A 21160-nucleotide genomic window follows, 5' to 3' on the forward strand; every position below is an offset into this window, starting at 1 on the left:
GACCGGTATAGTTCTGACCCTGTGACTCCAGCCCATCCCGCTCCCGGCGCAACGGACGCGCGCGCTCATCGCGTGTTGGCAGGTGTGCGCCAGTTGCCGGCAACACAGGCGGCGGACCACACCGGCCGCGCCGGGCACACGCGGGAACACCTCCATGATGGCCAGCGTCCGCGGTTGCACGCGGCGCGCGTACGCCGGGCGCACATCGACCCCACTGTGTTTTGCGAGCTGCCGGCCGGCACGCGTGCGCCTGGTCGATTTGCTGATCCGCTATCGCCCGCGGCACATCCAATCGCGCCTCGTGGCGAGATTGGACGCAATGCTCTCGCCAGGGGCCGCGATCCGACCCGGGCGCCCGTTTCGACCTGTGCCGAAATCCTCCGGGCATCCCATGGCCAAATGAAAACCGGGCCTGCAAGGATGGAAGAACCATGACGACCTGCATTTCATCGCCGGGCTGCTAATGAGCATCATCACGGGGCTGGATGTTGCAGCACAACCCTTTCACGTATTTCCCCGCAACGATGCGCATCAGTGCAGGCGTTGCCGCGAATCCTCCATCGGGCGTGCCCCGCGTGCGCCCGCCGCAGCACCGGACAGGCCGATGACACCTTATATAAACACCACCCGGAGTTTCTCCCGATGATCGCCCCGCGCCGCACCCTTGCTCTGATCTGCGCAGCCACCGTGTTGCTGGCCGCCTGCAAGAAATCCGAAGAGCAGCAGGCCCCGCCCCCTCCGGAAGTGGGCGTCATCACCGCCGCCCCGCAGACGCTTCCGCTGCAACGCGAACTGGTGGGCAGGCTCTCGCCGTTCCGTTCGGCCGATGTCCGCGCCCGCGTCAGCGGCGTGCTGCTCAAGCGCGTGTATGCCGAAGGCAGCCTGGTCAAGGAAGGGCAGTTGCTGTTCCAGATCGACCCGGCCCCGCTGCGCGCCTCGCTGGCTTCGGCCGAAGGCCAGCTGGCCGCGGCCCGCGCCAACTACATCAACGCCAAGGCGCTGGCCGACCGCGCGCGCAAGTTGGCGCCCATGCAATTTGTTTCCCAGTCCGATCTGGACACTGCCGAAGCGGCCGAACGCAGCGGCGCGGCCGCCGTGCAGCAGGCGCAGGCGGCAGTGACCGGCGCCCGGATCAACCTGGGCTATGCCGACGTGACCTCGCCGATTCCCGGCCGCGCCGGCAAGCAGCAGGTCACCGAAGGCGCCCTGGTCGGCCAGGGCGAAGCAACCCTGCTGACCACCGTCGACCAGATCGACCCGCTGTACGTGAATTTCTCCATGGGCGTGGATGAGCTGTCCCAGCTGCGCCAGGCCCAGAGCCAGGGCTCGGTCGCGTTGAACGACAACAACAAATCCACCATCCAGGTGCTGCTGTCCGATGGCAGCACCTATGCACAGCCCGGCACGCTGGATTTCTCCGATACCACGGTGGACCCGAGCACCGGCGCGGTGTCGCTGCGCGCCGTGCTGCCCAACCCCGACGGGGTGCTGCTGCCGGGCGCGTTCGTCACGTTCGACGCACATCTGGGTGAACGCAAGAACGCCTATCTGGTACCGCAGCAGGCGCTGCAGCGCGATACCAATGGCGGCTTCGTCCTGGTGGTCGGCAAGGACGGCAAGGTGACGCGCAAGAACGTCGCTGTCGACGGCCAGCAGGGCCCCAACTGGCGCATTTCCTCGGGCCTGGAACCGGGCGACCAGGTGGTCGTGGCCGGCCTGCAGAAAGTGAAGGAAGGCGCTCCGGCCAAGGCTGTGCCGTGGAAGCCGGAGACCGCCACCCCGGCACAGGCCCCGCCTGCCGCCGCCGCTGACCAGCCCAAGCAGTAACGGACCGCTGCCATGCCTAAATTTTTCATTGAACATCCGGTCTTCGCCTGGGTGGTCGCGATCCTGATCTCACTGAGCGGTGTGATCACGATCCTCGGCCTGGGCGTGGAGTCCTATCCCAGCATCGCCCCGCCGCAGGTGACGGTCAGTGCCACCTATCCCGGTGCCAGCGCCGACACCACTGAAAAGTCGGTCACCCAGGTGATCGAGCAGCAGCTGACCGGGATCGATCACTTGCTGTACTTCAGCTCGTCCTCGTCCTCGTCCGGGCGCGCCAGCATCACCCTGACCTTCGAAACCGGCACCGATGCCGATATCGCCCAGGTACAGGTGCAGAACAAGGTCTCGCTGGCCACGCCGCGTCTGCCGTCGGAAGTCACCCAGCAGGGTGTGGTGGTGGCCAAGGCCAATGCCGGCTTCCTGATGGTGGTGGCACTGCGTTCGGAAAATCCGTCGATCAACCGTGACGCACTCAACGACATCGTCGGCGCCCGGGTGCTGGACCAGATCTCGCGCGTGCCCGGCGTCGGCAGCACCCAGCAGTTCGGTGCCGAGTACGCCATGAACATCTGGCTCAACCCGGAAAAGCTGCAGGGCTATGGTCTGTCGGCCAGCCAGGTGGTGGCCGCGATCAAGGCCCAGAACGTGCAGTTCGCCGCCGGCTCGCTGGGTTCGGACCCGGCCCCGGCAGGCCAGATGTTCACCGCCACGGTATCGGCCGAGGGCCGCTTCAGCAGTCCCGAGCAGTTCGAGCAGATCATCCTGCGGGCCGACAGCGACGGCTCGATGGTGCGCTTGAAGGACGTCGCCCGCGTCGCTTTCGGTGCCTCGGCCTATGGCTTTGATACCCAGTACAACGGCAAGCCGATCGGCGCGTTCGCGATCCAGCTGCTGCCCGGCGCCAATGCGTTGAACGTGGCCGCCGCGGTGCGCTCGAAGATGGACGAGCTGCAACCCAGCTTTCCGCAAGGGGTGAAGTGGTTCTCGCCGTATGACAGCACCACTTTCGTCAAGATCTCGATCAAGGAAGTGGTCAAGACGCTGGTCGAGGCGATGGTGCTGGTGTTCCTGGTGATGCTGATCTTCCTGCAGAACCTGCGCGCCACCATCATCCCCACCCTGGTGATCCCGGTGGCGTTGCTGGGCACCTTCGTCGGCATGAGCGTGATCGGCTTCACCATCAACCAGCTCACCCTGTTTGCGATGGTGCTGGCGATCGGCATCGTGGTCGACGATGCGATCGTGGTGATCGAGAACGTCGAGCGCATCATGACCGAGGAAGGACTGCTCCCCAAACCGGCCACCCAGAAGGCGATGGGGCAGATCACCGGAGCGGTGGTCGCCATCACCGTGGTGCTGGCCGCGGTATTCATCCCCAGCGCCCTGCAAGGTGGCGCCGCGGGCGAGATATACAAGCAGTTCGCGCTGACCATTGCCATCGCGATGGGCTTCTCCGCCTTCCTCGCGCTGGGTTTCACCCCGGCCCTGTGCGCCAGCTTCCTCAAGCCCACCCACAACGCGAAGCCGAACTGGGTATACCGCACCTTCAACAAGTACTACGACCGGGTCAGCCGCACCTACGTCGGCCACATCGGCAGTGCGATCCGCCATGCGCCACGCTGGATGATGCTGTTCGTCGTGCTCAGCGTGCTGTGCGGCTTCCTGTTCACGCGGATTCCCGGCAGTTTCCTGCCCGAGGAAGACCAGGGATACGCACTGGCCATCGTGCAGCTGCCGCCCGGCTCGACCAAGAGCCAGACCAATGCCGCGTTCGCCCAGATGCAGAGCATTCTGGAAAAGCAGGACGGTTTCGAAGGCATGCTGCAGATTGCCGGTTTCAGCTTCCTGGGTTCCGGTGAAAACGTCGGCATGGGCTTCATCCGCCTCAAGCCCTGGGACGAACGCAAGGTCACCGTGCCGGAGTTCATCCAGAAAATGAACGGCGCGTTCTACGGCATCAAGGAGGCCGGCATTTTTGTCGTCAACCTGCCCACCGTGCAGGGGCTGGGCCAGTTTGGCGGCTTCGACATGTGGCTGCAGGACCGCGGCGGTGCCGGGTATGCCCAGCTGATCCAGGCCCGCAACACCCTGCTGGGCAAGGCCGCCGCGCAGCCCACCCTGTTGACCGGGGTGCGCCCCAATGGGCTGGAAGATGCGCCGCAGCTGCAGCTGCATGTGGACCGGGTGCAGGCACAGTCGATGGGGCTGGGGGTGACCGACATCTACAGCGCGATCCAGCTGATGCTGGCCCCGGTATACGTCAACGATTTCTTCTATGAGGGCCGCATCAAGCGGGTGACGTTGCAGGCCGATGCGCCGTACCGCACCGGCGCCGAATCGCTGCGCAACTTCTATACCCCCAGCTCGTTCAGCACCAATGCCGACGGCACCCCGGCAATGATCCCGCTGAGCAACGTGGTGAAGTCGCAGTGGATTTCCAGCTCCCCCTCGCTGAGCCGCTACAACGGCTATTCGGCGGTGGAAATCGTCGGTTCGCCGGCACCGGGACGCAGCTCGGGCCAGGCGATGCAGGCCATGGAAGACATCGTCAACAACGATCTTCCGGCCGGGTTCGGCTTTGACTGGAGCGGGATGTCCTACCAGGAGATCCTGGCCGGCAACGCCGCCACACTGCTGCTGATCCTGTCCATCGTGGTGGTGTTCCTGTGCCTGGCCGCGCTGTATGAAAGCTGGTCGATCCCGGTCGCGGTGCTGCTGGTGGTGCCGCTGGGCGTGCTGGGCGCGCTGTCGTTCTCGATGCTGCGCGGCCTGCCCAACGACATCTACTTCAAGATCGGCATGATCACGGTGATCGGCCTGGCCGCCAAGAACGCGATCCTGATCGTGGAGTTCGCCGTGGAACAGCGCGCTGCCGGCAAGACCCTGCGCGAGGCAACCATCGAGGCGGCGCACCTGCGCTTCCGCCCGATCCTGATGACCTCCTTCGCCTTCATCATGGGCGTGATTCCAATGACCCTGTCCACCGGCGCCGGCGCCAACGCCCGCCATGCGATCGGTACCGGCGTGGTCGGCGGCATGCTGTTCGCCACCTTCCTCGGCCTGCTGCTGATTCCGGTGTTCTTCGTGATCGTGCGGCGCATGCTGGGCGACAAACTGGATGAGCCATCCAGGGAATACCAGGACCAGCACCAGGTCCACACGGTCCAGCAGGACCGCTGATCGTGAAAAGGTGTGTCCCGGCGCGGAATGCCGGGACCCCCCGAATGGAAGCGCCCGCGCCGCGGACCGCCATGGCCAGACAAAAAAAAGCCCCGGCAATGCCGGGGCTTTCTGTTGGCGCCGCCTTCGCGCGGCGGCCGAGGCTCAGCGCAGGCCGGTCTCGTTGCGAGCGATCACCAGACGCTGGATTTCCGAAGTGCCTTCATAGATCTCGGTGATCTTGGCGTCACGGAAGTAACGCTCCAGCGGCATCTCCTTGGAATACCCCATGCCGCCGTGGATCTGCACGGCCTGGTGGGTGATCCACATCGCCGCTTCCGACGCGGTGAGCTTGGCGATGGCGGCCTCGTTGCTGAAGCGCTTGCCCTGCCCCTTCACCCACGCCGCGCGCAGCGTCAGCAACAGCGACGCATCCAGCTTGCACTTCATGTCGGCGATCTTGGCCTGGGTCATCTGGAACGTGCCGATCGGTGCGCCGAACGCCTTGCGCTCCTTCACGTAGGCAAGGGTGGCCTCGTAGGCGGCGCGGGCGATACCGATCGCCTGCGAGGCGATACCGATGCGGCCGGCATCGAGTACCCCCATCGCGATCTTGAAGCCATCGCCTTCCTTGCCCACCACGTCATCGGCACTGGCCACGTAGTCCTGGAACTCGATCTCGCAGGTGGCCGAGGCGCGGATGCCCAGCTTCGGCTCGGTCTTGCCGCGGTGGAAGCCGGCCTTGTCGGTGTCGATCATGAACGCGCTGATGCCGCGCGCACCCTGCGCCGGGTCGGTCATTGCGAACAGGATGATGTACCTGGCCACCGGGCCGGAGGTGATCCAGCTCTTCTTGCCATTGATGATAAAGGTGCCGTCATCCTGCTTGACCGCGCGGCAGCGCATCGCCGTGGCGTCGGATCCGGACTGCGGCTCGGTCAGCGCGAACGCCCCGATGGCGGTGCCCTCGGCGATCGCGCGCACGTATTTCTGCTTCTGCGCCTCGCTGCCGTGGGTCAGGATGCCGTTGCAGAACAGCGAATTGTTGACCGACATGATGGTCGAATGCGCGGCGTCGCCGGCGGCAACCTCCACCATCGCCAGCACGTAGGCGATCGGGTCCATGCCGGCGCCGCCGTATTCGGCCGGCACTTCGATGCCCATCAGGCCGTTTTCGCCCAACAGACGGATGTTCTCCAGCGGGAACTCGCCGGTCTGGTCGTGGTGCTCGGCGCTCGGCGCGATCTTTTCCTGCGCAATGCGCCGCGCCACGTCCTGAATCATCAACTGCTCTTCGGTAAAGCTGAAATCCACTGCACCACTCCCGGAATTTGATTTCGGGATTGTAACGACCGCAAGGTCCACAGCCTATGCAGCTTGACCCGATGTCTTCACGGGAAGAGAATATCTTTATATCGCGATAGGTGGATATTTATGGATCTGGAAGACTGGTCAACCCGGCTGAAAGTGTTTGCCGACGCCACCCGCGTGCGGTTGCTGACCCTGCTGGAACAGGAGGAATTGACCGTGGCCGAGCTCTCGGCCATCACCACGCTGGCGCAGCCGCGGGTCTCGACCCATCTGGCGCGACTGAAGGAAGCCGGGCTGGTGCGCGACCGCCGCGCCGGGGTATCGGCCTATTACCGCTTCGACGACGCGGCGCTGGACCCGGCACAGCGCGCCCTGTGGCATGCGCTGAGCAGTGGCAGCGATGACCCGCTGTTGCGCCAGGATGCTGAACGGGTGCCTTCGGTACTGGCCATGCGCGCCGCCGACCAGAACTGGGCCGACAGCGTGGCCGGCGATATGGAGCGCCATTATTCACCCGGCCGCACCTGGGAAGCCATGGCGCGCAGCGCGCTGCCGCTGCTGGAAACCGGCGACGTGCTCGATATCGCCTCCGGCGATGGCGTACTGGCCGAGCTGCTGGCACCGCATGCGCAGCGCTATGTCTGCATCGACACCAGCACCCGCGTGGTGGCCGCGGCCAGCGAGCGCCTGCGCAGGCTGGCCAATGTCGAAGTCCTTGAAGGCGATATGCATGCCCTGCCCTTCGACGACGGCAGTTTCGACCTGGTGATCCTGATGCACGCCCTGACCTACGCCAGCAAGCCGGCCCAGGCCGTGGCCGAAGGCGCGCGGGTGTTGCGCCCCGGTGGCCGGCTGATGCTGTGCAGCCTGGCCCAGCACGAGCACAAGGCCGCGGTCGAGGCTTACGGCCACGTCAATCTGGGCTTCACCGCCAAGGAGCTGCGCAGATTCGTCGAGAAGGCCGGGCTGGACGTCTCCAGCCTGGAAACCGTGACCCGTGAAAAGCGCCCGCCGCATTTTGAAGTGATCTCGCTGATCGCCCACAAGTCCTGATCCCCTCCCGCAGAGTCTCCTATTCCATGCACGCCTCCCCCTGGCTCCATCCCGCGCGTGTCGCCAAGCTGTTGCAGGCGCTCGAGCAGCGCATCCTGGTCATCGATGGCGCCATGGGCACCATGATCCAGCGCCACCGGCTGGAAGAAGGCGATTACCGCGGCGAGCGTTTCGCCGGCGGCTTCGACAGCCGGCAGGGGCATGGCCCGGGTTGCGGGCACGACCTCAAGGGCAACAACGACCTGCTGCTGCTGACGCGGCCGGAGGTGATCGCCGGGATCCACACCGCGTACCTGGAAGCCGGCGCCGACCTGGTGGAAACCAACACCTTCAACGCCACCGCGATCAGCCAGGCCGACTACCACCTGCAACATCTGGTGTACGAGTTGAACCGGACCGGCGCGGCAGTGGCGCGGCAATGCTGCGACGCAGCCGAGGCGCGCACACCGGACCAGCCGCGTTTTGTCATCGGCGTGCTCGGCCCGACCAGCCGCACCGCGTCTATCAGCCCGGACGTGACCGACCCGGGCTTCCGCAACACCAGTTTCGATGAATTGCGCGACACCTACCGCCAGGCCATCGAGGGCCTGATCGATGGCGGTGCCGATACCCTGATGGTGGAAACCATCTTCGACACGCTCAACGCCAAGGCGGCGCTGTTCGCCATCGAAGAGGTGTTTGAAGCCCGCGGGGGACGCCTGCCAGTGATGATTTCCGGCACCATCACCGATGCCTCCGGGCGCACCCTGTCCGGGCAGACCGCCGAAGCCTTCCACGCTTCGGTCGCGCACGGCCGCCCGCTGTCGATCGGCCTGAACTGCGCGCTGGGCGCCGCCGATATGCGCCCGCATGTGGAAACACTGTCGCGGGTGAGCCGTGGCTATATCAGCGCCCATCCCAACGCCGGCCTGCCCAACGCCTTCGGCGAATACGACGAGACACCCGAAGAGATGGCCGCCACCTTGAAGGAGTTCGCCCAGTCGGGCCTGCTCAATCTGGTCGGCGGCTGCTGCGGTACCACCCCGGACCACATCCGCGCGATTGCCCGGGCTGTTGCCGGCATCGCACCGCGGCAACTTCCCGGCAGGCAGGAGCAGGCGCCATGAGCCTGCCGGCCTATACCTGCCTGTCCGGGCTGGAACCGCTGGTCATCACGCCGGACCTGCTGTTCGTCAATATCGGCGAGCGCACCAACATCACCGGCAGCGCGCGGTTCCGCAAGCTGATCAAGGAAGAGCGCTACGAGGAAGCGGTGGAAGTCGCCCGCCAGCAGGTCGCCAGCGGCGCGCAGATCCTCGACGTCAACATGGACGAGGGGCTGATCGACTCCGAAAAGGCGATGACCCGCTACCTCAACCTGATCATGTCCGAGCCGGATATCGCCCGCATTCCGGTGATGGTCGATTCGTCCCGGTGGAACGTGATCGAAGCCGGGCTGAAGTGCCTGCAGGGCAAGAGCGTGGTCAACTCGATCTCGCTCAAGGAAGGCGAAGCGCAGTTCATCGAACATGCGCGCAAGGTGCAGCGCTATGGCGCGGCCGCGGTGGTGATGGCCTTCGACGAGGACGGCCAGGCCGACACCTGTGCGCGCAAGGTGGAAATCTGCACCCGCGCCTACCGCATCCTCACCGAAACAGTGGGAATGCCGCCGCAGGACATCATCTTCGACCCGAATATCTTCGCCGTGGCCACCGGCATCGAGGAACACGACAACTACGCGGTGGATTTCATCGAAGCCACCCGCATCATCCGCAAGACCCTGCCGCACTGCCACGTCTCCGGCGGCGTGTCGAACGTGTCGTTCTCGTTCCGCGGCAACGAGACGGTGCGTCAGGCGATCCACGCGGTGTTCCTGTACCACGCCATCGCCGCCGGCATGGACATGGGCATCGTCAACGCCGGCGCGATGCCGATCTACGACGATCTGGACCCGGAACTGCGCGAGCGCGTGGAGGACGTGATCCTCAACCGGCGCCGCGACGGCACCGAGCGGCTGCTGGAAATCGCCGAGCGCTACAAAGGCAGGAAGGGCGAGAAAAAGACCGAAGAGCTGGCCTGGCGCGGCAAGCCGGTACGCGAGCGCCTGGCCCATGCGCTGGTGCACGGGCTCGATGCCTGGGTGGAGGAAGACACCGAGGAGGCGCGCCAGCAGTCATCGCGCCCGCTGGATGTGATCGAAGGTGCCTTGATGGACGGCATGAACGTGGTCGGCGACCTGTTTGGCGCCGGCAAGATGTTCCTGCCGCAGGTGGTCAAATCCGCCCGGGTGATGAAGAAGGCCGTGGCCTATCTGCTGCCTTACATCGAAGCGGAAAAGGCGCGCAGCGGCGACACCGGCAAGAGCAATGGCAAGATCGTGATGGCCACGGTCAAGGGCGACGTGCACGACATCGGCAAGAACATCGTCGGCGTGGTGCTGGCCTGCAACAACTTCGAGGTGATCGACCTGGGCGTAATGGTGCCGGCGCAGAAGATCCTCGATACCGCGCGGGCCGAAAAAGCCGACCTGATCGGCCTGTCGGGGCTGATCACGCCCTCGCTCGAGGAAATGAGCCATGTGGCCAAGGAGATGCAGCGCCAGGGTTTCGAGCTGCCGCTGCTGATTGGTGGCGCTACCACCTCGCGCGCGCACACCGCGTTGAAGATCGACCCGTTCTACCAGGCGCCGACGGTGTGGGTGAAGGACGCCTCGCGCGCGGTAGGCGTGGCCCAGTCGCTGATTTCCAGGGAGTTGCGCGCGAATTTCGTCGCCGCCAACGAGGCCGACTACGCCGACATCCGCCTGCGCCACCGCAACCGCGGCGACGCCAAGCGGCTGGTCTCGCTGGAACACGCCCGCGGCCAGCGCTTCCAGTGCGACTGGGCGCAGTACATCGCGCCGGTGCCGGCGCAGCCGGGCCTCCATGTGTTCGACGACTACCCGCTGGAGGATCTGCTGCCGGTCATCGACTGGACGCCGTTCTTCCAGGCCTGGGAGCTGGCCGGCAAGTATCCGGCCATCCTCACCGACGAGGTTGTCGGCCCGCAGGCCAGCGAGCTGTACCGCGATGCCCGCGCCATGCTGGAGCGGATCCTCAAGGAGAAATGGCTCACTGCCCGCGCGGTATTCGGGCTGTGGCCGGCCAACAGCCGCGGCGACGATGTCATCGTCCACAACGCCGAACAGCCCACCACCCTGCACTTCCTGCGCCAGCAGGTGGACAAGCCGGCCGAACGCCCGGATTTCTGCCTGGCCGACTTCATCGCCCCGGAAAGCAGCGGCAAGCAGGACTGGATCGGCGCCTTCGCAGTGACCGCCGGGCTCGGCATCGAACCACACCTGGCGCGCTTTGCCGCCGATCATGACGACTACAGCTCGATCCTGCTCAAGGCGCTGGCCGACCGCCTGGCCGAGGCCCTGGCCGAGCGCCTGCACCAGCGCGTGCGTACCGAGTTCTGGGGCTATGACCGCGACGAGCAGCTCGACAACGAGGCGCTGATCGCCGAGAAGTACCGCGGCATCCGCCCGGCCCCCGGCTACCCCGCCTGCCCCGAGCATTCGGAAAAGCAGACGTTGTTCGCGATGCTCGACGCCGAACGCATCGGCATGTCGCTGACCGAAAGTTTCGCGATGCTGCCGACCGCGGCGGTGTCCGGTTACTACTTCAGCCACCCGCAGAGCCAGTACTTCGTGGTCGGCCGGGTGTCGCGCGAACAGGCCAGCGACTACGCCAGGCGCAAGGGCGTGGAGCGGGCGCAGGCCGAGCGCTGGCTGGCGTCCAACCTCGACTACGACCCCGAATAGGGGGCATTGCCGAATGGCAGGCAGGTGGGCGCATGGCCACGCGCCGGTCGTCCCGGCGCGTCATCACTTCGTGGCAAGGACAACGGCCGCGGGTGAACCGTTGCCCCGCCTGCGATCGCCCAACGCGCCGATGCATCCAAGGCAATAACTGCAGCTGTCATCAGACCGGCATCCGGTCCACAATGTGGTGCATCGGCGCTGCCCGTGCCACGACCGCAGCACCTTCCCCTTCTGTTTTCCTGCGTCTCCGGGCGCGATACCGATGACTTCCGTTCCCCGCCTTCCAGATGCCGTGCCCGCCGCACGGCTGTCCAGTTTCTACTTTTTCTACTACGCCGCGCTGGGCGCGTTCACCCCGTACTGGAGCCTGTACCTGCAGTCACGCGGCATGAGCGTCACCGCGATCAGCGTGATGATGAGCCTGTGGTATGCCACCCGCGTGGTCGCCCCCAGCACCTGGACCTCGTTGGCGGCGGTGTCGCCACAGCCGATCCGCTGGCTGCGGCTCGGCTGCGTGCTCACCCTGCTGTCGTTCTCCGGATTCCTGCTGCCGCAGCAACAGTGGGCACTGTATGCGCTGATGGTGGTGTTCTGTTTCTTCTACAACGCGGTGATGCCGCAGTTCGAATCGATCACCCTCACCCACCTGGGCGCCGACAGCCACCGCTACGGCATGATCCGGGTCTGGGGCTCGCTCGGGTTCATCGCGGTGGTGAGCCTGTTCGGCTGGCTGATCGAGCGCTACGGTGCCGGCCGGCTGCCCTGGCTGATGCTGCCGCTGTTCGTGCTGCTGGTCGCCTCGTCATTCGCCAACCGCTATGCGCGCCATGTCGGCAGCCACAGCCTGCACGCCGAAGGTTTCTGGACCATCGTGCGCCGCCCGGCAGTGCTGGCGTTCTTCATCGCCGCCTTCCTAGAGCAGCTGTCGTTCGGCCCGTACTACACCTTCTTCTCGCTCTACATGGACGATCACGGCTATGCCACCTCGACGCTGGGCCTGATGTGGACCGTCGGGGTGGTGTTCGAGCTGGCGGTATTCTTCCTGATCTCCCGCTTCTTCCGGCGCTGGGATGCCAGCTGGCTGATGATCATGTCGATGGCCAGTGCCGTGCTGCGCTGGTGGGCCACCGCGCTGTGGCCGGAGAACCTGCCGGTGATGCTGGTCGCCCAGGCCACCCACTGTCTGGGCTTTGCCGCCTTCTTCGCCTCGGCGATGCAGCTGCTGGCGCGCTATTTCCCCGGCAACCTCAACGGTCACGGCCAGGGCCTGTTCTACGGTTTTTCCTCCGGCCTGGGTGGCGTGCTGGGCGCGCTGATCGCCGGCCAGCTGTGGCCGTTGGGCAACGGCAAGGTCGCCTTTATCGTGGCCGGTTTCTTCGCGCTGACGGGCACCCTGATCGCCTGGCGGTTCCTGCCCCCGCGCACCCCCGTGCCTGCGCCGGTGACGGGCTGAGAACAGGAAAAAAAACAGGCGCCGCAAGGGCGCCTGTTGCCGCTGCCGGTCCAGACCGCAGTCACCAGACCAGGTCGTCGGGCACCCGGTATTGCGGATCGGCGTAGGGATCTTCTTCAGCGCTGGCGTTGGGGTCCACCTTCAACGCCACCGCCTGCGCAAATACCGCCTCGGCCTGCGCCAGCAACTCGGCGCTGACCAGCAAATAGCGTCCGTTCTGCTGCAGCACGCCCAGCTCGCCGGCGTTGAGCGCCTTGAGCTGCTCGGCATTTACATAGATCCGCTTGATCTTGCCACCGTAGGGGAAGTGGCGGGCGATCTCGGCGGCGGGGTCGTTGAGCCCCTTGTCCTTGATCAGCTCGTCCAGCCTGGCGCGGGCTTCGCGGCGCAGTCGCGCTTCTTCCTGCTTCAGGCGCTCGGCTTCCAGCCGCTCGTCCTTCTCGCGCTGGGCCCGGATCGCATAGGCCTTGGCCAGGTCGATATCCTCGCGCGAACGCGGCTTGCCCGGACCCTGCGCTTGTGCGGGCCGGCCGTTGCCAGCGCGTGCCTGCGGCTTGCGCGGCTCGCCATTACGGCTGCGGCCGGCATCGCCCGGCTTGCCGGTGGACCGGCCGCCAGAAGGTGTCTGATCACGCCGGGAATCGGGCTTGCGCTCCGGTTTGGGCGCAGATTTGAAGCCCAGCCCGAGCAGCTGGTCGCGGAGAGTATCGCTCATGGGAATTGTCAGTAATGCGGCGGAGGCGGTTCATCGGTGGCATCGGCATACAACGCGGTACGCACCTTGCCCAGGTCATCGAGCAGGTGGTGCAGCACGTCGGAATTGCGCGACCCCTGCATGCGCGCGTCAGCCAAGGCCTCGCTCAGTTCGGCCAGCGCCTGCTCCTGGAAGGAGACGCGCATTTCCAGCTCGACCAGACGCTCTTCCAGGGCCTGCTCGCGCGGTGTGGGGGGCAACTCATGCATTCAACGAACGTCCCCGGCCAATGCCGTAATAGGCGAGGCCGGCGGCCTCGATTTCCTGCGGGTCATAAAGATTGCGACCGTCGAACACGACGGCATCGCCCAGCGCCCTGTGCATGGCGGCAAAATCCGGGCTGCGGAACTGTTTCCATTCGGTAACCACGGCCAGCGCATCGGCGCCCTCGAGTGCGGCCGAGGCCGACTCGCAGAACACCAGATCGTCGCGCTCACCGAAAACACGTCGCGCTTCGGCGCTGGCTTCCGGATCGTACACGCGCACCTTGGCACCACCTTCCCACAGCTGGGCCAGCAGGCGCCGGCTGGGGGCTTCACGCATGTCATCGGTATCCGGCTTGAACGCCAGGCCCCACACGGCAAAGGTCTTGCCGTGGACGCCCTCGTCTTCGCCGCGATCGTAATGGCGCTGGATCAGCTCGAACAGATGGCCCTTCTGTGCCTCGTTGACCGCTTCCACCGCGTTCAACAGGCGCGGCTCATGGCCGTGCTGGGTCGCGATGCGGGCCAGCGCCTGCACATCCTTGGGGAAGCACGAACCACCGTACCCGGCCCCGGGATAGATGAAGTGCCAGCCGATGCGCGGGTCCGAACCGATTCCCTGGCGGACCTGCTCGATATCCGCACCGACACGCTCGGCGATATTGGCGATCTCGTTCATGAAACTGATCTTGGTCGCCAGCATCGCATTGGCCGCGTACTTGGTCAGTTCGGCCGAACGCACGTCCATCTCCACCACGCGGTCGCGGTTGCGGTTGAACGGCGCATACAGCCGGCGCATCAGCGCCACCGCCTCGGCGCTGCTGGCGCCGATGACGATACGGTCGGGGCGCATGCAGTCGGCGACCGCATCGCCTTCCTTGAGGAACTCGGGGTTGGAGACGACGTCGAAGTCGATCTCCACCGCGCGTGCGCGCAGCTCTTCGGCAATGGCCGCACGCACCTGGTCGGCGGTACCGACCGGTACCGTCGACTTGTTGACCACCACGGCCGGCACGCTCAGGTGGCGGCCGATGGTGCGGGCCACCGCCAGCACGTACTGCAGGTCGGCACTGCCATCCTCATCGGGAGGCGTGCCGACGGCAATGAAGATCACCTGCCCATGGGCGATGGCGGTGGCCGCCTCGGTGGTGAAAGCCAGCCGCGCCGAAGCGTGGTTGGCCTTGACCATCGATTCCAGTCCCGGCTCGTAGATCGGGATGACGCCGCGGTTGAGGCCGTCCACCTTGGCCTGGTCGATGTCGACGCAGACCACCTGGTGGCCCACTTCGGCCAGGCAGGTGCCGGTGACGAGGCCGACATAGCCGGTACCGAATATCGCAACACGCATGGCGGTGGTGACTCCTGTGATTCTTACCGCACGATACCCAGCAGCTCGACGTCGAACGTCAAGGCCGCGTCAGGGCCGATCGGACCACCCGGCGTGCCGTTGCTGCCATAGGCCAGCTCGGACGGGATCCAGAAACGGTATTTCGAACCGGTCGGCATCAGCGACACGCCTTCCGACCACCCCTTGATGACCTGGTCCAGACCGAACTCGATCGGCTCGCCACGCTGATAGCTGCTGTCGAACACGGTGCCGTCGAGCAGTTTGCCTTCGTAGTTCACCCGGACCTTGCTGCTGGGCAGTGGACGCTCGCCGCTACCGGCGCGCAGCACCTGGTACTGCAGGCCCGAGGCGGTGGTCACCACGCCCGGCTGGGTCTTGTTCTTGGCCAGGAAGTCATTGCCGGCCTTGCGGTTGTCGGCACCGGCCGCGGCCTGCTTGGCGCTGCTGAAGGCCTGCAACGTGGCCTGGGCCTGCTGGCGGTCCATCAGCGGGGTGCCCTTGGCGAACACGGTGCTGATGGCCTGGAACACCGAGTCCAGATCGATGTCTTTCTGGATCGGGGTCAGCGACGGGCCGATGGCATAGCCGCCGAGCATCAGACCGACCTTTTCGCGGTTGACCGCCGGCGGCTGGCTGCCCGGCGCCATGCCCGGCACCTGCTGGCCGCTGCGCGCCATCATCACGGTGCGCAGCGCCTGGTCGGTGGCCTGGGCTTCTTCCTGCGAAATCAGCGGCTGGCCGCCTGCAAACGCGTTTTCGACGGCGCGACGCAGCGCAGCGACATCCACTTCCGATGCGATGGGCTCAAACGAACTGGCCACATCGATACCGATGGCGTAGCCGACTTTTTCACGTTCCGAGGTCAAAACAGACTTCTCCTTGCTGGCCGCCGGAGCGGCAGGTTGCTGCGACATCACGACACCCGGTGCCGCTATCGCCAGAATCAGTAGCGACGCCGCGGCGCCACGCATTCCCATCTTCATTCGCTGCTTTCCTGGAAGTGAATAGACGCCGCCGTCGGCGCGAGGGGCGACATTGTCGCACGCACGCCAGAGATGTCGAGACGCCTCAACGCCCGCGCGCCGGGGCGGCCAGCTCGCGTTCAATGGCCGCGCGCAATTGCGGATCATCCGGCGTCACCTTGCTGGGAAATTGCGCCACCACCCGGCCATCGCGGGAGATCAGATATTTGTGGAAATTCCAGCCCGGCGCCACCCCGGTCTCGCGGGTGAGGCGCTGGTACAACGGGGTGGCGTTGGCGCCGATCACACTGACCTTCTCGAACATCGGGAACTTGACCCCGTAGGTCAGCGTGCAGAATTCCTGGATCTGCGCCTCGCTGCCCGGCTCCTGCCCGCGGAAATCATTGGAGGGGAAGCCGAGCACGCTGAATCCGCGTGCGGCGTACTGCTGCTGGAGAGCCTCGAGCCCTTCGTACTGCGGGGTGAAGCCGCATTTGCTGGCGGTGTTCACCACCAGCAGCACTTTCCCACCGTATTCGCGGTTCAGGTTCACCGAGCCCTTGCCGGCCAGCGGACGAAACGCCTGGTCCAGCAACGGCGCGGCAATGGCACTGCCCGCCACCGTCAACACGGACGAAACAGTTATTGCAATCAAAAGCTTGCGGATTTTCATTCGAGTAGTCCTGTGGCGGGGAAGCGGGAAATGGAGATAGGCCGAAAGTCTATATACGGGGGTGTTGACTACCGGCGTGCCGGTGTTATAGTTGAATACAACACCAGCCACCCTACACAGGGGACATGCGATGAGCCTGATGCTCTGCAGATACACCCTCCAGGCCGTAACAGCCACCGGCAGCCTGATGCTGCTGGGCTGCCCGGCTTCGGCCGAGGGCGGCCGGTCGCCAGGATCGGAGTATGCCGCCTCGCAGCCCGTTGAAGAATGCGATGCCGCCCTCGCCGCTCCGGACAGGCGCTCGACGCGGCGCATCCACGCCAGCCTGTCGATGCCTTATTTTTCCTTTGCAAATACGCTGAACCCGCGGAGCTGACCATGAGCGATATCCAGTGGAGTGATGGTGCTCCCATCTACCGCCAGCTGAAGGATCGCGTGATTGCGATGATGCTGGACGGAATCATCAAGCCGGGCGACGCCCTGCCCTCGGTGCGCCAGGTGGCGGCCGAGTACCAGCTCAACCCGATCACGGTTTCACGCGCCTACCAGGAACTGGCCGACGAGAATCTGGTTGAAAAGCGCCGCGGCCTGGGCATGTTCATGACCGAGGAGGCCGCCCTGAAGCTGCGCGGCAATGAGCGCGAACGTTTTCTCAAAGACGAGTGGCCGGCGGTACTGGAACGCATCCAGCGCCTGGGCCTGACATTGGAAGATCTACTGCCACCGGGGACCACACTATGAATGCCGCCGTCGTATCCGATGCCGTTGTTTCCGCCAGAGGCCTGCGCAAGGCCTACAAGAACAAGCTGGCGCTGGACAACACCAGTTTCACCATTGAACCGGGCCGCATCGTCGGCCTGATCGGACCCAATGGCGCCGGCAAGACCACCGTACTGAAGGCCATGCTGGGACTGGCCTCGTTCGAGGGCGAGCTGCAGGTGCTGGGCATGGACCCGCGCACCCAGCGCGACGCGCTGATGAACGATGTCTGCTTCATTGCCGATGTGGCGATCCTGCCGCGCTGGCTGAAGGTGCGCGATGCCATCGATTTCGTGGCCGGCGTGCATCCGCGCTTCGATCGCGACCGCTGCGAACGTTTCCTGGCCAACACCAAGCTGCTGCCCAGATCGCGGGTGCGCGAGCTGTCCAAGGGCATGGTGGTGCAGTTGCACCTGGCGCTGGTGATGGCGATCGACGCCAAGGTGCTGGTGCTGGACGAACCCACCCTCGGGCTGGACATCCTGTACCGCAAGGAGTTCTACCAGCGCCTGCTGGAGGACTACTTCGACGAGCAGAAGACGATCATCGTCACCACCCACCAGGTGGAGGAGATCGAGCACATCCTCACCGACGTGATGTTCATCCGCGAAGGCCGCATCGTGCTGTCCACCGATATGGAAAGCCTGGCCGGCCGCTACACCGAGGTGCTGGCATCGGCCGACACCCTGAACCGTGCCCGCGCCCTGTCTCCGATCGACGAGCGCTCGCTGCCCTTCGGCAAGACCGTGCTGCTCTATGACGGGGCCGACCCGCAGCAGCTGGCCGCCCTGGGCGAAACCCGCAACCCCGGCCTGGCCGACCTGTTCGTGGCCATCATGAAGGGAACCTACGCATGAACGCGGTCAAACACATCAGCAAGGCCACCACCATGAAGTGGCTGCTCAAGCGCGAATACTGGGAAAACCGGGGCGGCTTCCTGTGGGCCCCGCTGGTGGCCGGCGGCGTGTCGCTGCTGCTGACGCTGATGGCGATCATCGTCGGCCTGGTCGCCACCCACCGCGCCGCCCGCAATGGCGACCTGCACATCGAAGGCGTAAACGTCAACGGACTGGACCTGGGCCTGCTGACCAGCCGCCTGTCCGCCGCAGACATGGCCAAGCTGGCCGATGGCATCAACTTCACCCTGCTGCTGAGCTCGGCGTGGCCGTTCATCGTGCTGGCATTCGTGGTGTTCTTCTACTGCCTTGGCGCCCTGTACGACGACCGCCGCGACCGCAGCGTGCTGTTCTGGAAGTCGTTGCCGCTGTCCGATGCGCAGACCGTACTGTCCAAGGCGCTGAGTGCGCTGGTGGTGGCGCCGGTGCTGGCGGTGCTGGCCGCGATCCTCACCATGTTCGGCTTCCTGCTGATGATCAGCGCAGTGGTGCTGTTCCATGGCGGCAACCCGATCACCCTGATCTGGGGGCCGGCCAGTCCGCTGACCGTGGCCGCCAGCCATCTGTCATGGGTGCCGGTGTATGCGCTGTGGGCGCTGCCGACGGTGGGCTGGCTGCTGTTCTGCTCGGCCTGGGCGCGCAGCAAGCCCTTCCTGTGGGCGGTGATGGTGCCGGTGTTTGCCGGGATCATCGTCAGCTGGTTCGGCCTGATGAAGCTGTTCAATCTCAACGCCGGCTGGTTCTGGGGCCATATCGTCAGCCGCCTGCTGCTCAGTACCGTGCCGGGCAGCGACCTGGCCTATCGGGCCGTGGATACCCAGGGCGCATCGCTGCAGCGTTTGACCACCGACTTCTCGCCTGCCAACCAGCTTGCCACCCTCACCACCCCCGAGCTGTGGATCGGCGCCGTCGTCGGCATCGCCTTCATCGTCGGTGCCATCTACCTGCGCCGCTCGCGCGACGAAGTCTGATATCTCCTTTTCTGCAGAGGAATTGCCATGCACCTGAAACTTGCCTGTTGTGCCCTGTTGCTGCTCCCGGCCTCGGCGTTCGCCGCCCCGCAATGCAAACACAGCCAACCCAAAGCGCTGGATCTGGACCTGGCCGGTGCCAAGGCGGTGGTGTTCGAAGTGAACAGTCACGACCTGCACCTCACCGCCACCCCTGGCGCCCCCGCGCACCTCAGCGGCCGGGCCTGCGCCTCCACCACCGACCTGCTGGCGAAGCTGACCGTTTCCCAGCAACGGGTAGGAGACAAGCTGGTGGTGCAGCTCAAGCGCGAAAGCAAAGGCCTGAGCCTGGACTTCGGCAGCAGCTATGCCTACCTGGACATCAGCGGCACCCTGCCCGACACCATCCTGGTGCAGCTCAAGGTCGGTTCCGGCGATGCCACCCTGGCCGGGGCCGGGAGCATGAGCGCCGATGTCGGCTCGGGCGATGTGACGGCCCGCAACATCAAGGGGCCGGTCACCGCCGCGGTGGGCTCGGGGGATATCGACTTCACCGATATCGGCCCGCTGCACGTGCTGTCCATCGGTTCCGGCGATGTGAAGGTTGACGGCGTGCGGGGCGCGGCGAAGATCGGCAGCGTCGGCTCGGGCGACCTGAAACTGCGCAATGTCCAGGGGGATGTCGCCATTGACAGCCTCGGCTCGGGGGATATCGAGGTGGCCACGGTGCGTGGCAATGTCACCCTGGGCTCGATCGGCTCGGGCGACTTCGACGTGCGCAATGCCGGCGGCAACCTCACGGTCGGGCGCAGCGGCAGCGGTTCGATCCGCCACGCCGGTGTCGGCGGCACCGTCGAATTGCCGCGCAAGCGCTGACAGCTGTTTCCATCGACCTGCAACGGATGCCTCTCATGACCCGGATCAAAGCTCCCCTTCTCGCCCTGCTGCTATGCCTGCCGCTGGCCGCCTGCGGTGAGCGCAATTCCACCAATACCGCACCCACCGCCCCCGGAACGTCGCCGGACACCACCGTGGGCCGCAAGGTCCAGGAAGCCACGGACAAGGCGCGCCGGGAACTGGCGGTGCGCAACATCAGCATTTCCGGCGAAGGAACGGCGAAGGCCGAGATCTCCCCGGCCGGCGACCTGCTGATCGACGGCACACCGGTCATCGTCGATGCGGCGCAACGCAGACTGCTGCTGGAATATCGCGGCCAGGTGATCAAGGTCGCCGAGACCGGCATGGACATTGGCGTGCAGGGCGCCAACCTCGGGGTGAAAGCCGCTGGCGAAGCGATCAAGGGCATCTTTTCCGGCAACACCGACGGCATCGAGGCGCGGGTGAACGAGGAAGCGCGCAAGATCGAAGCCAGCGCGCAGAAGATCTGCGAACAGTTGCCGGCCATGCGCGACACCCAGCAGGCACTGGCGGCCTCGCTACCGGCCTTCAAGCCGTATGCGCGGATGGACCAGAGCGATATCGACGAATGCCACAACGGGCATGTTTCGGTACGTTGAGACCGTCTGCGGGGAGGGGGTCTAGAATGGCCCCCTTCTCCCGTCGTCCGATATGTCCATGAAAAAGCTGTTGCTGCTGGTTGTTGTCGTGCTGCTGAGTCTGGCGGCCGGCTGTGATCGCGAAAAATTCGCCGCCCACCGCGCCGAGCGCAGCAAACCCAAGGTGGCCGTCGGCCAGAACTCGTTGATGGTGCGCCGCGCGCCTTACCCCAACATCGAAATCCTGCCGGATGGCCGGATGAAGGTGGACGACATCGAGATTCCACTGGACGATGCGCAGCGCCAGCTGCTGCAGCACAGCTTCGTGCAGCTGCAGATCCTGCGCCAGAACACCTTGGCCGATCGCCCTGCCGGGCAGGCTGCCCAGCGCTCGGTGCCGATCATCGTCCCTGCGAACATGCAGCCGTTCCCGCCGGAACTGGTCAAGCGCATTCCCGAGTTCAAGGACTACGGCGACGCCCTGGCAAACCCGCGCGCCGAGCCCTGATCCCCCGGGTGCCGCAAGCCGCCG

The 21160-nt window shown here is 65.5% G+C and carries 18 protein-coding genes and 1 pseudogene; 13 read left to right on the forward strand and 6 right to left on the reverse strand.

Annotation, left to right across the window (positions count from 1 at the left end):
- Nucleotides 1–642: 642 nt before the first annotated feature.
- Nucleotides 643–1767, forward strand: a pseudogene (locus QZH66_RS05180) (efflux RND transporter periplasmic adaptor subunit); the annotation flags it as partial.
- A gap of 72 nt (nucleotides 1768–1839) precedes the next feature.
- A complete protein-coding gene (locus QZH66_RS05185; protein WP_305804896.1) occupies nucleotides 1840–5007 on the forward strand; it encodes a multidrug efflux RND transporter permease subunit in 3168 nt (1055 codons plus the stop codon).
- A 144-nt stretch (nucleotides 5008–5151) separates the two neighbouring features.
- Here QZH66_RS05185 and QZH66_RS05190 read toward each other — a convergent pair whose 3' ends face one another.
- Nucleotides 5152–6300, reverse strand: a complete 1149-nt coding sequence (locus QZH66_RS05190) for an acyl-CoA dehydrogenase family protein (RefSeq protein WP_305804897.1) — start codon at nucleotides 6298–6300, stop codon at nucleotides 5152–5154.
- Between the two features lie 120 nt (nucleotides 6301–6420).
- Here QZH66_RS05190 and QZH66_RS05195 point away from each other — a divergent pair, with 120 nt between their 5' ends.
- The 4 genes from QZH66_RS05195 to QZH66_RS05210 all read left to right on the forward strand — a co-directional run bounded on the left by QZH66_RS05195 (nucleotide 6421) and on the right by QZH66_RS05210 (nucleotide 12587).
- Nucleotides 6421–7350 carry a metalloregulator ArsR/SmtB family transcription factor gene (locus QZH66_RS05195; protein WP_305804898.1) on the forward strand — a complete coding sequence of 310 codons (930 nt, stop codon included), beginning with the start codon at nucleotides 6421–6423 and terminating at the stop codon, nucleotides 7348–7350.
- A 26-nt stretch (nucleotides 7351–7376) separates the two neighbouring features.
- Nucleotides 7377–8456, forward strand: coding sequence for a homocysteine S-methyltransferase family protein (locus QZH66_RS05200; protein ID WP_305804899.1), 1080 nt, complete (start codon nucleotides 7377–7379; stop codon nucleotides 8454–8456).
- Complete coding sequence (gene metH / locus QZH66_RS05205; RefSeq protein ID WP_305804900.1) at nucleotides 8453–11134, forward strand: methionine synthase; 2682 nt, start codon at nucleotides 8453–8455, stop codon at nucleotides 11132–11134. The genes QZH66_RS05200 and metH overlap by 4 nt, the downstream gene beginning before the upstream one ends.
- Nucleotides 11135–11396: 262 nt before the next feature.
- Nucleotides 11397–12587, forward strand: a complete 1191-nt coding sequence (locus QZH66_RS05210) for an MFS transporter (RefSeq protein ID WP_305804901.1) — start codon at nucleotides 11397–11399, stop codon at nucleotides 12585–12587.
- Between the two features lie 61 nt (nucleotides 12588–12648).
- Here the strand turns inward: QZH66_RS05210 and QZH66_RS05215 are convergent, their stop codons facing one another.
- From QZH66_RS05215 to QZH66_RS05235, 5 genes are all read right to left on the reverse strand, one after another.
- Nucleotides 12649–13302: a DUF2058 family protein gene (locus tag QZH66_RS05215; protein WP_305804902.1), complete on the reverse strand. Its 654-nt coding sequence runs from the start codon at nucleotides 13300–13302 to the stop codon at nucleotides 12649–12651.
- Nucleotides 13303–13310: 8 nt separating this feature from the next.
- The gene (locus QZH66_RS05220) at nucleotides 13311–13550 is read right to left on the reverse strand and encodes a SlyX family protein (protein WP_305804903.1); all 240 of its coding nucleotides are present in this window, start codon (nucleotides 13548–13550) and stop codon (nucleotides 13311–13313) included.
- A complete protein-coding gene (locus QZH66_RS05225; RefSeq protein ID WP_305804904.1) occupies nucleotides 13543–14892 on the reverse strand; it encodes a UDP-glucose/GDP-mannose dehydrogenase family protein in 1350 nt (449 codons plus the stop codon). The genes QZH66_RS05220 and QZH66_RS05225 overlap by 8 nt, the downstream gene beginning before the upstream one ends.
- 23 nt (nucleotides 14893–14915) lie before the next feature.
- On the reverse strand, nucleotides 14916–15875 hold the full coding sequence (locus QZH66_RS05230; RefSeq protein WP_305804905.1) for an FKBP-type peptidyl-prolyl cis-trans isomerase: 960 nt from the start codon (nucleotides 15873–15875) through the stop codon (nucleotides 14916–14918).
- An 85-nt stretch (nucleotides 15876–15960) separates the two neighbouring features.
- On the reverse strand, nucleotides 15961–16527 hold the full coding sequence (locus tag QZH66_RS05235) for a glutathione peroxidase (protein ID WP_305804906.1): 567 nt from the start codon (nucleotides 16525–16527) through the stop codon (nucleotides 15961–15963).
- Between the two features lie 130 nt (nucleotides 16528–16657).
- Between QZH66_RS05235 and QZH66_RS05240 the strand changes: the two genes are divergently transcribed.
- The 7 genes from QZH66_RS05240 to QZH66_RS05270 are packed head-to-tail and all read left to right on the forward strand — an operon-like array spanning nucleotide 16658 to nucleotide 21136.
- Nucleotides 16658–16903 carry a hypothetical protein gene (locus QZH66_RS05240; protein WP_305804907.1) on the forward strand — a complete coding sequence of 82 codons (246 nt, stop codon included), beginning with the start codon at nucleotides 16658–16660 and terminating at the stop codon, nucleotides 16901–16903.
- A gap of 2 nt (nucleotides 16904–16905) precedes the next feature.
- Nucleotides 16906–17268 (forward strand): GntR family transcriptional regulator, encoded by a 363-nt coding sequence (locus QZH66_RS05245; protein ID WP_305804908.1) that lies wholly within the window; start codon nucleotides 16906–16908, stop codon nucleotides 17266–17268.
- Entirely contained in the window at nucleotides 17265–18143 is an 879-nt protein-coding gene (locus QZH66_RS05250; RefSeq protein WP_305804909.1) for an ABC transporter ATP-binding protein, read from the forward strand. Before QZH66_RS05245 ends, QZH66_RS05250 begins: the two co-directional genes overlap by 4 nt.
- The gene (locus QZH66_RS05255; RefSeq protein WP_305804910.1) at nucleotides 18140–19153 is read left to right on the forward strand and encodes a hypothetical protein; all 1014 of its coding nucleotides are present in this window, start codon (nucleotides 18140–18142) and stop codon (nucleotides 19151–19153) included. Before QZH66_RS05250 ends, QZH66_RS05255 begins: the two co-directional genes overlap by 4 nt.
- 27 nt (nucleotides 19154–19180) lie before the next feature.
- Nucleotides 19181–20008, forward strand: coding sequence for a DUF4097 family beta strand repeat-containing protein (locus tag QZH66_RS05260; RefSeq protein ID WP_305804911.1), 828 nt, complete (start codon nucleotides 19181–19183; stop codon nucleotides 20006–20008).
- Between the two features lie 35 nt (nucleotides 20009–20043).
- Entirely contained in the window at nucleotides 20044–20649 is a 606-nt protein-coding gene (locus tag QZH66_RS05265) for a hypothetical protein (protein WP_305804912.1), read from the forward strand.
- A gap of 58 nt (nucleotides 20650–20707) precedes the next feature.
- Nucleotides 20708–21136, forward strand: coding sequence for a hypothetical protein (locus QZH66_RS05270; protein WP_305804913.1), 429 nt, complete (start codon nucleotides 20708–20710; stop codon nucleotides 21134–21136).
- Nucleotides 21137–21160 lie beyond the last annotated feature (24 nt).

It is taken from the genome of Stenotrophomonas sp. YIM B06876, assembly GCF_030711595.1.
GTDB lineage: Bacteria > Pseudomonadota > Gammaproteobacteria > Xanthomonadales > Xanthomonadaceae > Stenotrophomonas.

What these genes read in the sequence shown, in the direction of transcription:
- QZH66_RS05240 (WP_305804907.1), top strand. Translation starts at nt 16,658, where the DNA reads ATGAGCCTGATGCTCTGCAGATACACCCTCCAGGCCGTAACAGCCACC.
- QZH66_RS05255 (WP_305804910.1), top strand. Translation starts at nt 18,140, where the DNA reads ATGAACGCGGTCAAACACATCAGCAAGGCCACCACCATGAAGTGGCTG.
- QZH66_RS05270 (WP_305804913.1), top strand. Translation starts at nt 20,708, where the DNA reads ATGAAAAAGCTGTTGCTGCTGGTTGTTGTCGTGCTGCTGAGTCTGGCG.
- QZH66_RS05215 (WP_305804902.1), bottom strand. Translation starts at nt 13,302, where the DNA reads ATGAGCGATACTCTCCGCGACCAGCTGCTCGGGCTGGGCTTCAAATCT.
- metH (WP_305804900.1), top strand. Translation starts at nt 8,453, where the DNA reads ATGAGCCTGCCGGCCTATACCTGCCTGTCCGGGCTGGAACCGCTGGTC.
- QZH66_RS05195 (WP_305804898.1), top strand. Translation starts at nt 6,421, where the DNA reads ATGGATCTGGAAGACTGGTCAACCCGGCTGAAAGTGTTTGCCGACGCC.
- QZH66_RS05220 (WP_305804903.1), bottom strand. Translation starts at nt 13,550, where the DNA reads ATGCATGAGTTGCCCCCCACACCGCGCGAGCAGGCCCTGGAAGAGCGT.
- QZH66_RS05245 (WP_305804908.1), top strand. Translation starts at nt 16,906, where the DNA reads ATGAGCGATATCCAGTGGAGTGATGGTGCTCCCATCTACCGCCAGCTG.
- QZH66_RS05185 (WP_305804896.1), top strand. Translation starts at nt 1,840, where the DNA reads ATGCCTAAATTTTTCATTGAACATCCGGTCTTCGCCTGGGTGGTCGCG.
- QZH66_RS05260 (WP_305804911.1), top strand. Translation starts at nt 19,181, where the DNA reads ATGCACCTGAAACTTGCCTGTTGTGCCCTGTTGCTGCTCCCGGCCTCG.
- QZH66_RS05235 (WP_305804906.1), bottom strand. Translation starts at nt 16,527, where the DNA reads ATGAAAATCCGCAAGCTTTTGATTGCAATAACTGTTTCGTCCGTGTTG.
- QZH66_RS05225 (WP_305804904.1), bottom strand. Translation starts at nt 14,892, where the DNA reads ATGCGTGTTGCGATATTCGGTACCGGCTATGTCGGCCTCGTCACCGGC.
- QZH66_RS05210 (WP_305804901.1), top strand. Translation starts at nt 11,397, where the DNA reads ATGACTTCCGTTCCCCGCCTTCCAGATGCCGTGCCCGCCGCACGGCTG.
- QZH66_RS05250 (WP_305804909.1), top strand. Translation starts at nt 17,265, where the DNA reads ATGAATGCCGCCGTCGTATCCGATGCCGTTGTTTCCGCCAGAGGCCTG.
- QZH66_RS05265 (WP_305804912.1), top strand. Translation starts at nt 20,044, where the DNA reads ATGACCCGGATCAAAGCTCCCCTTCTCGCCCTGCTGCTATGCCTGCCG.
- QZH66_RS05200 (WP_305804899.1), top strand. Translation starts at nt 7,377, where the DNA reads ATGCACGCCTCCCCCTGGCTCCATCCCGCGCGTGTCGCCAAGCTGTTG.
- QZH66_RS05230 (WP_305804905.1), bottom strand. Translation starts at nt 15,875, where the DNA reads ATGAAGATGGGAATGCGTGGCGCCGCGGCGTCGCTACTGATTCTGGCG.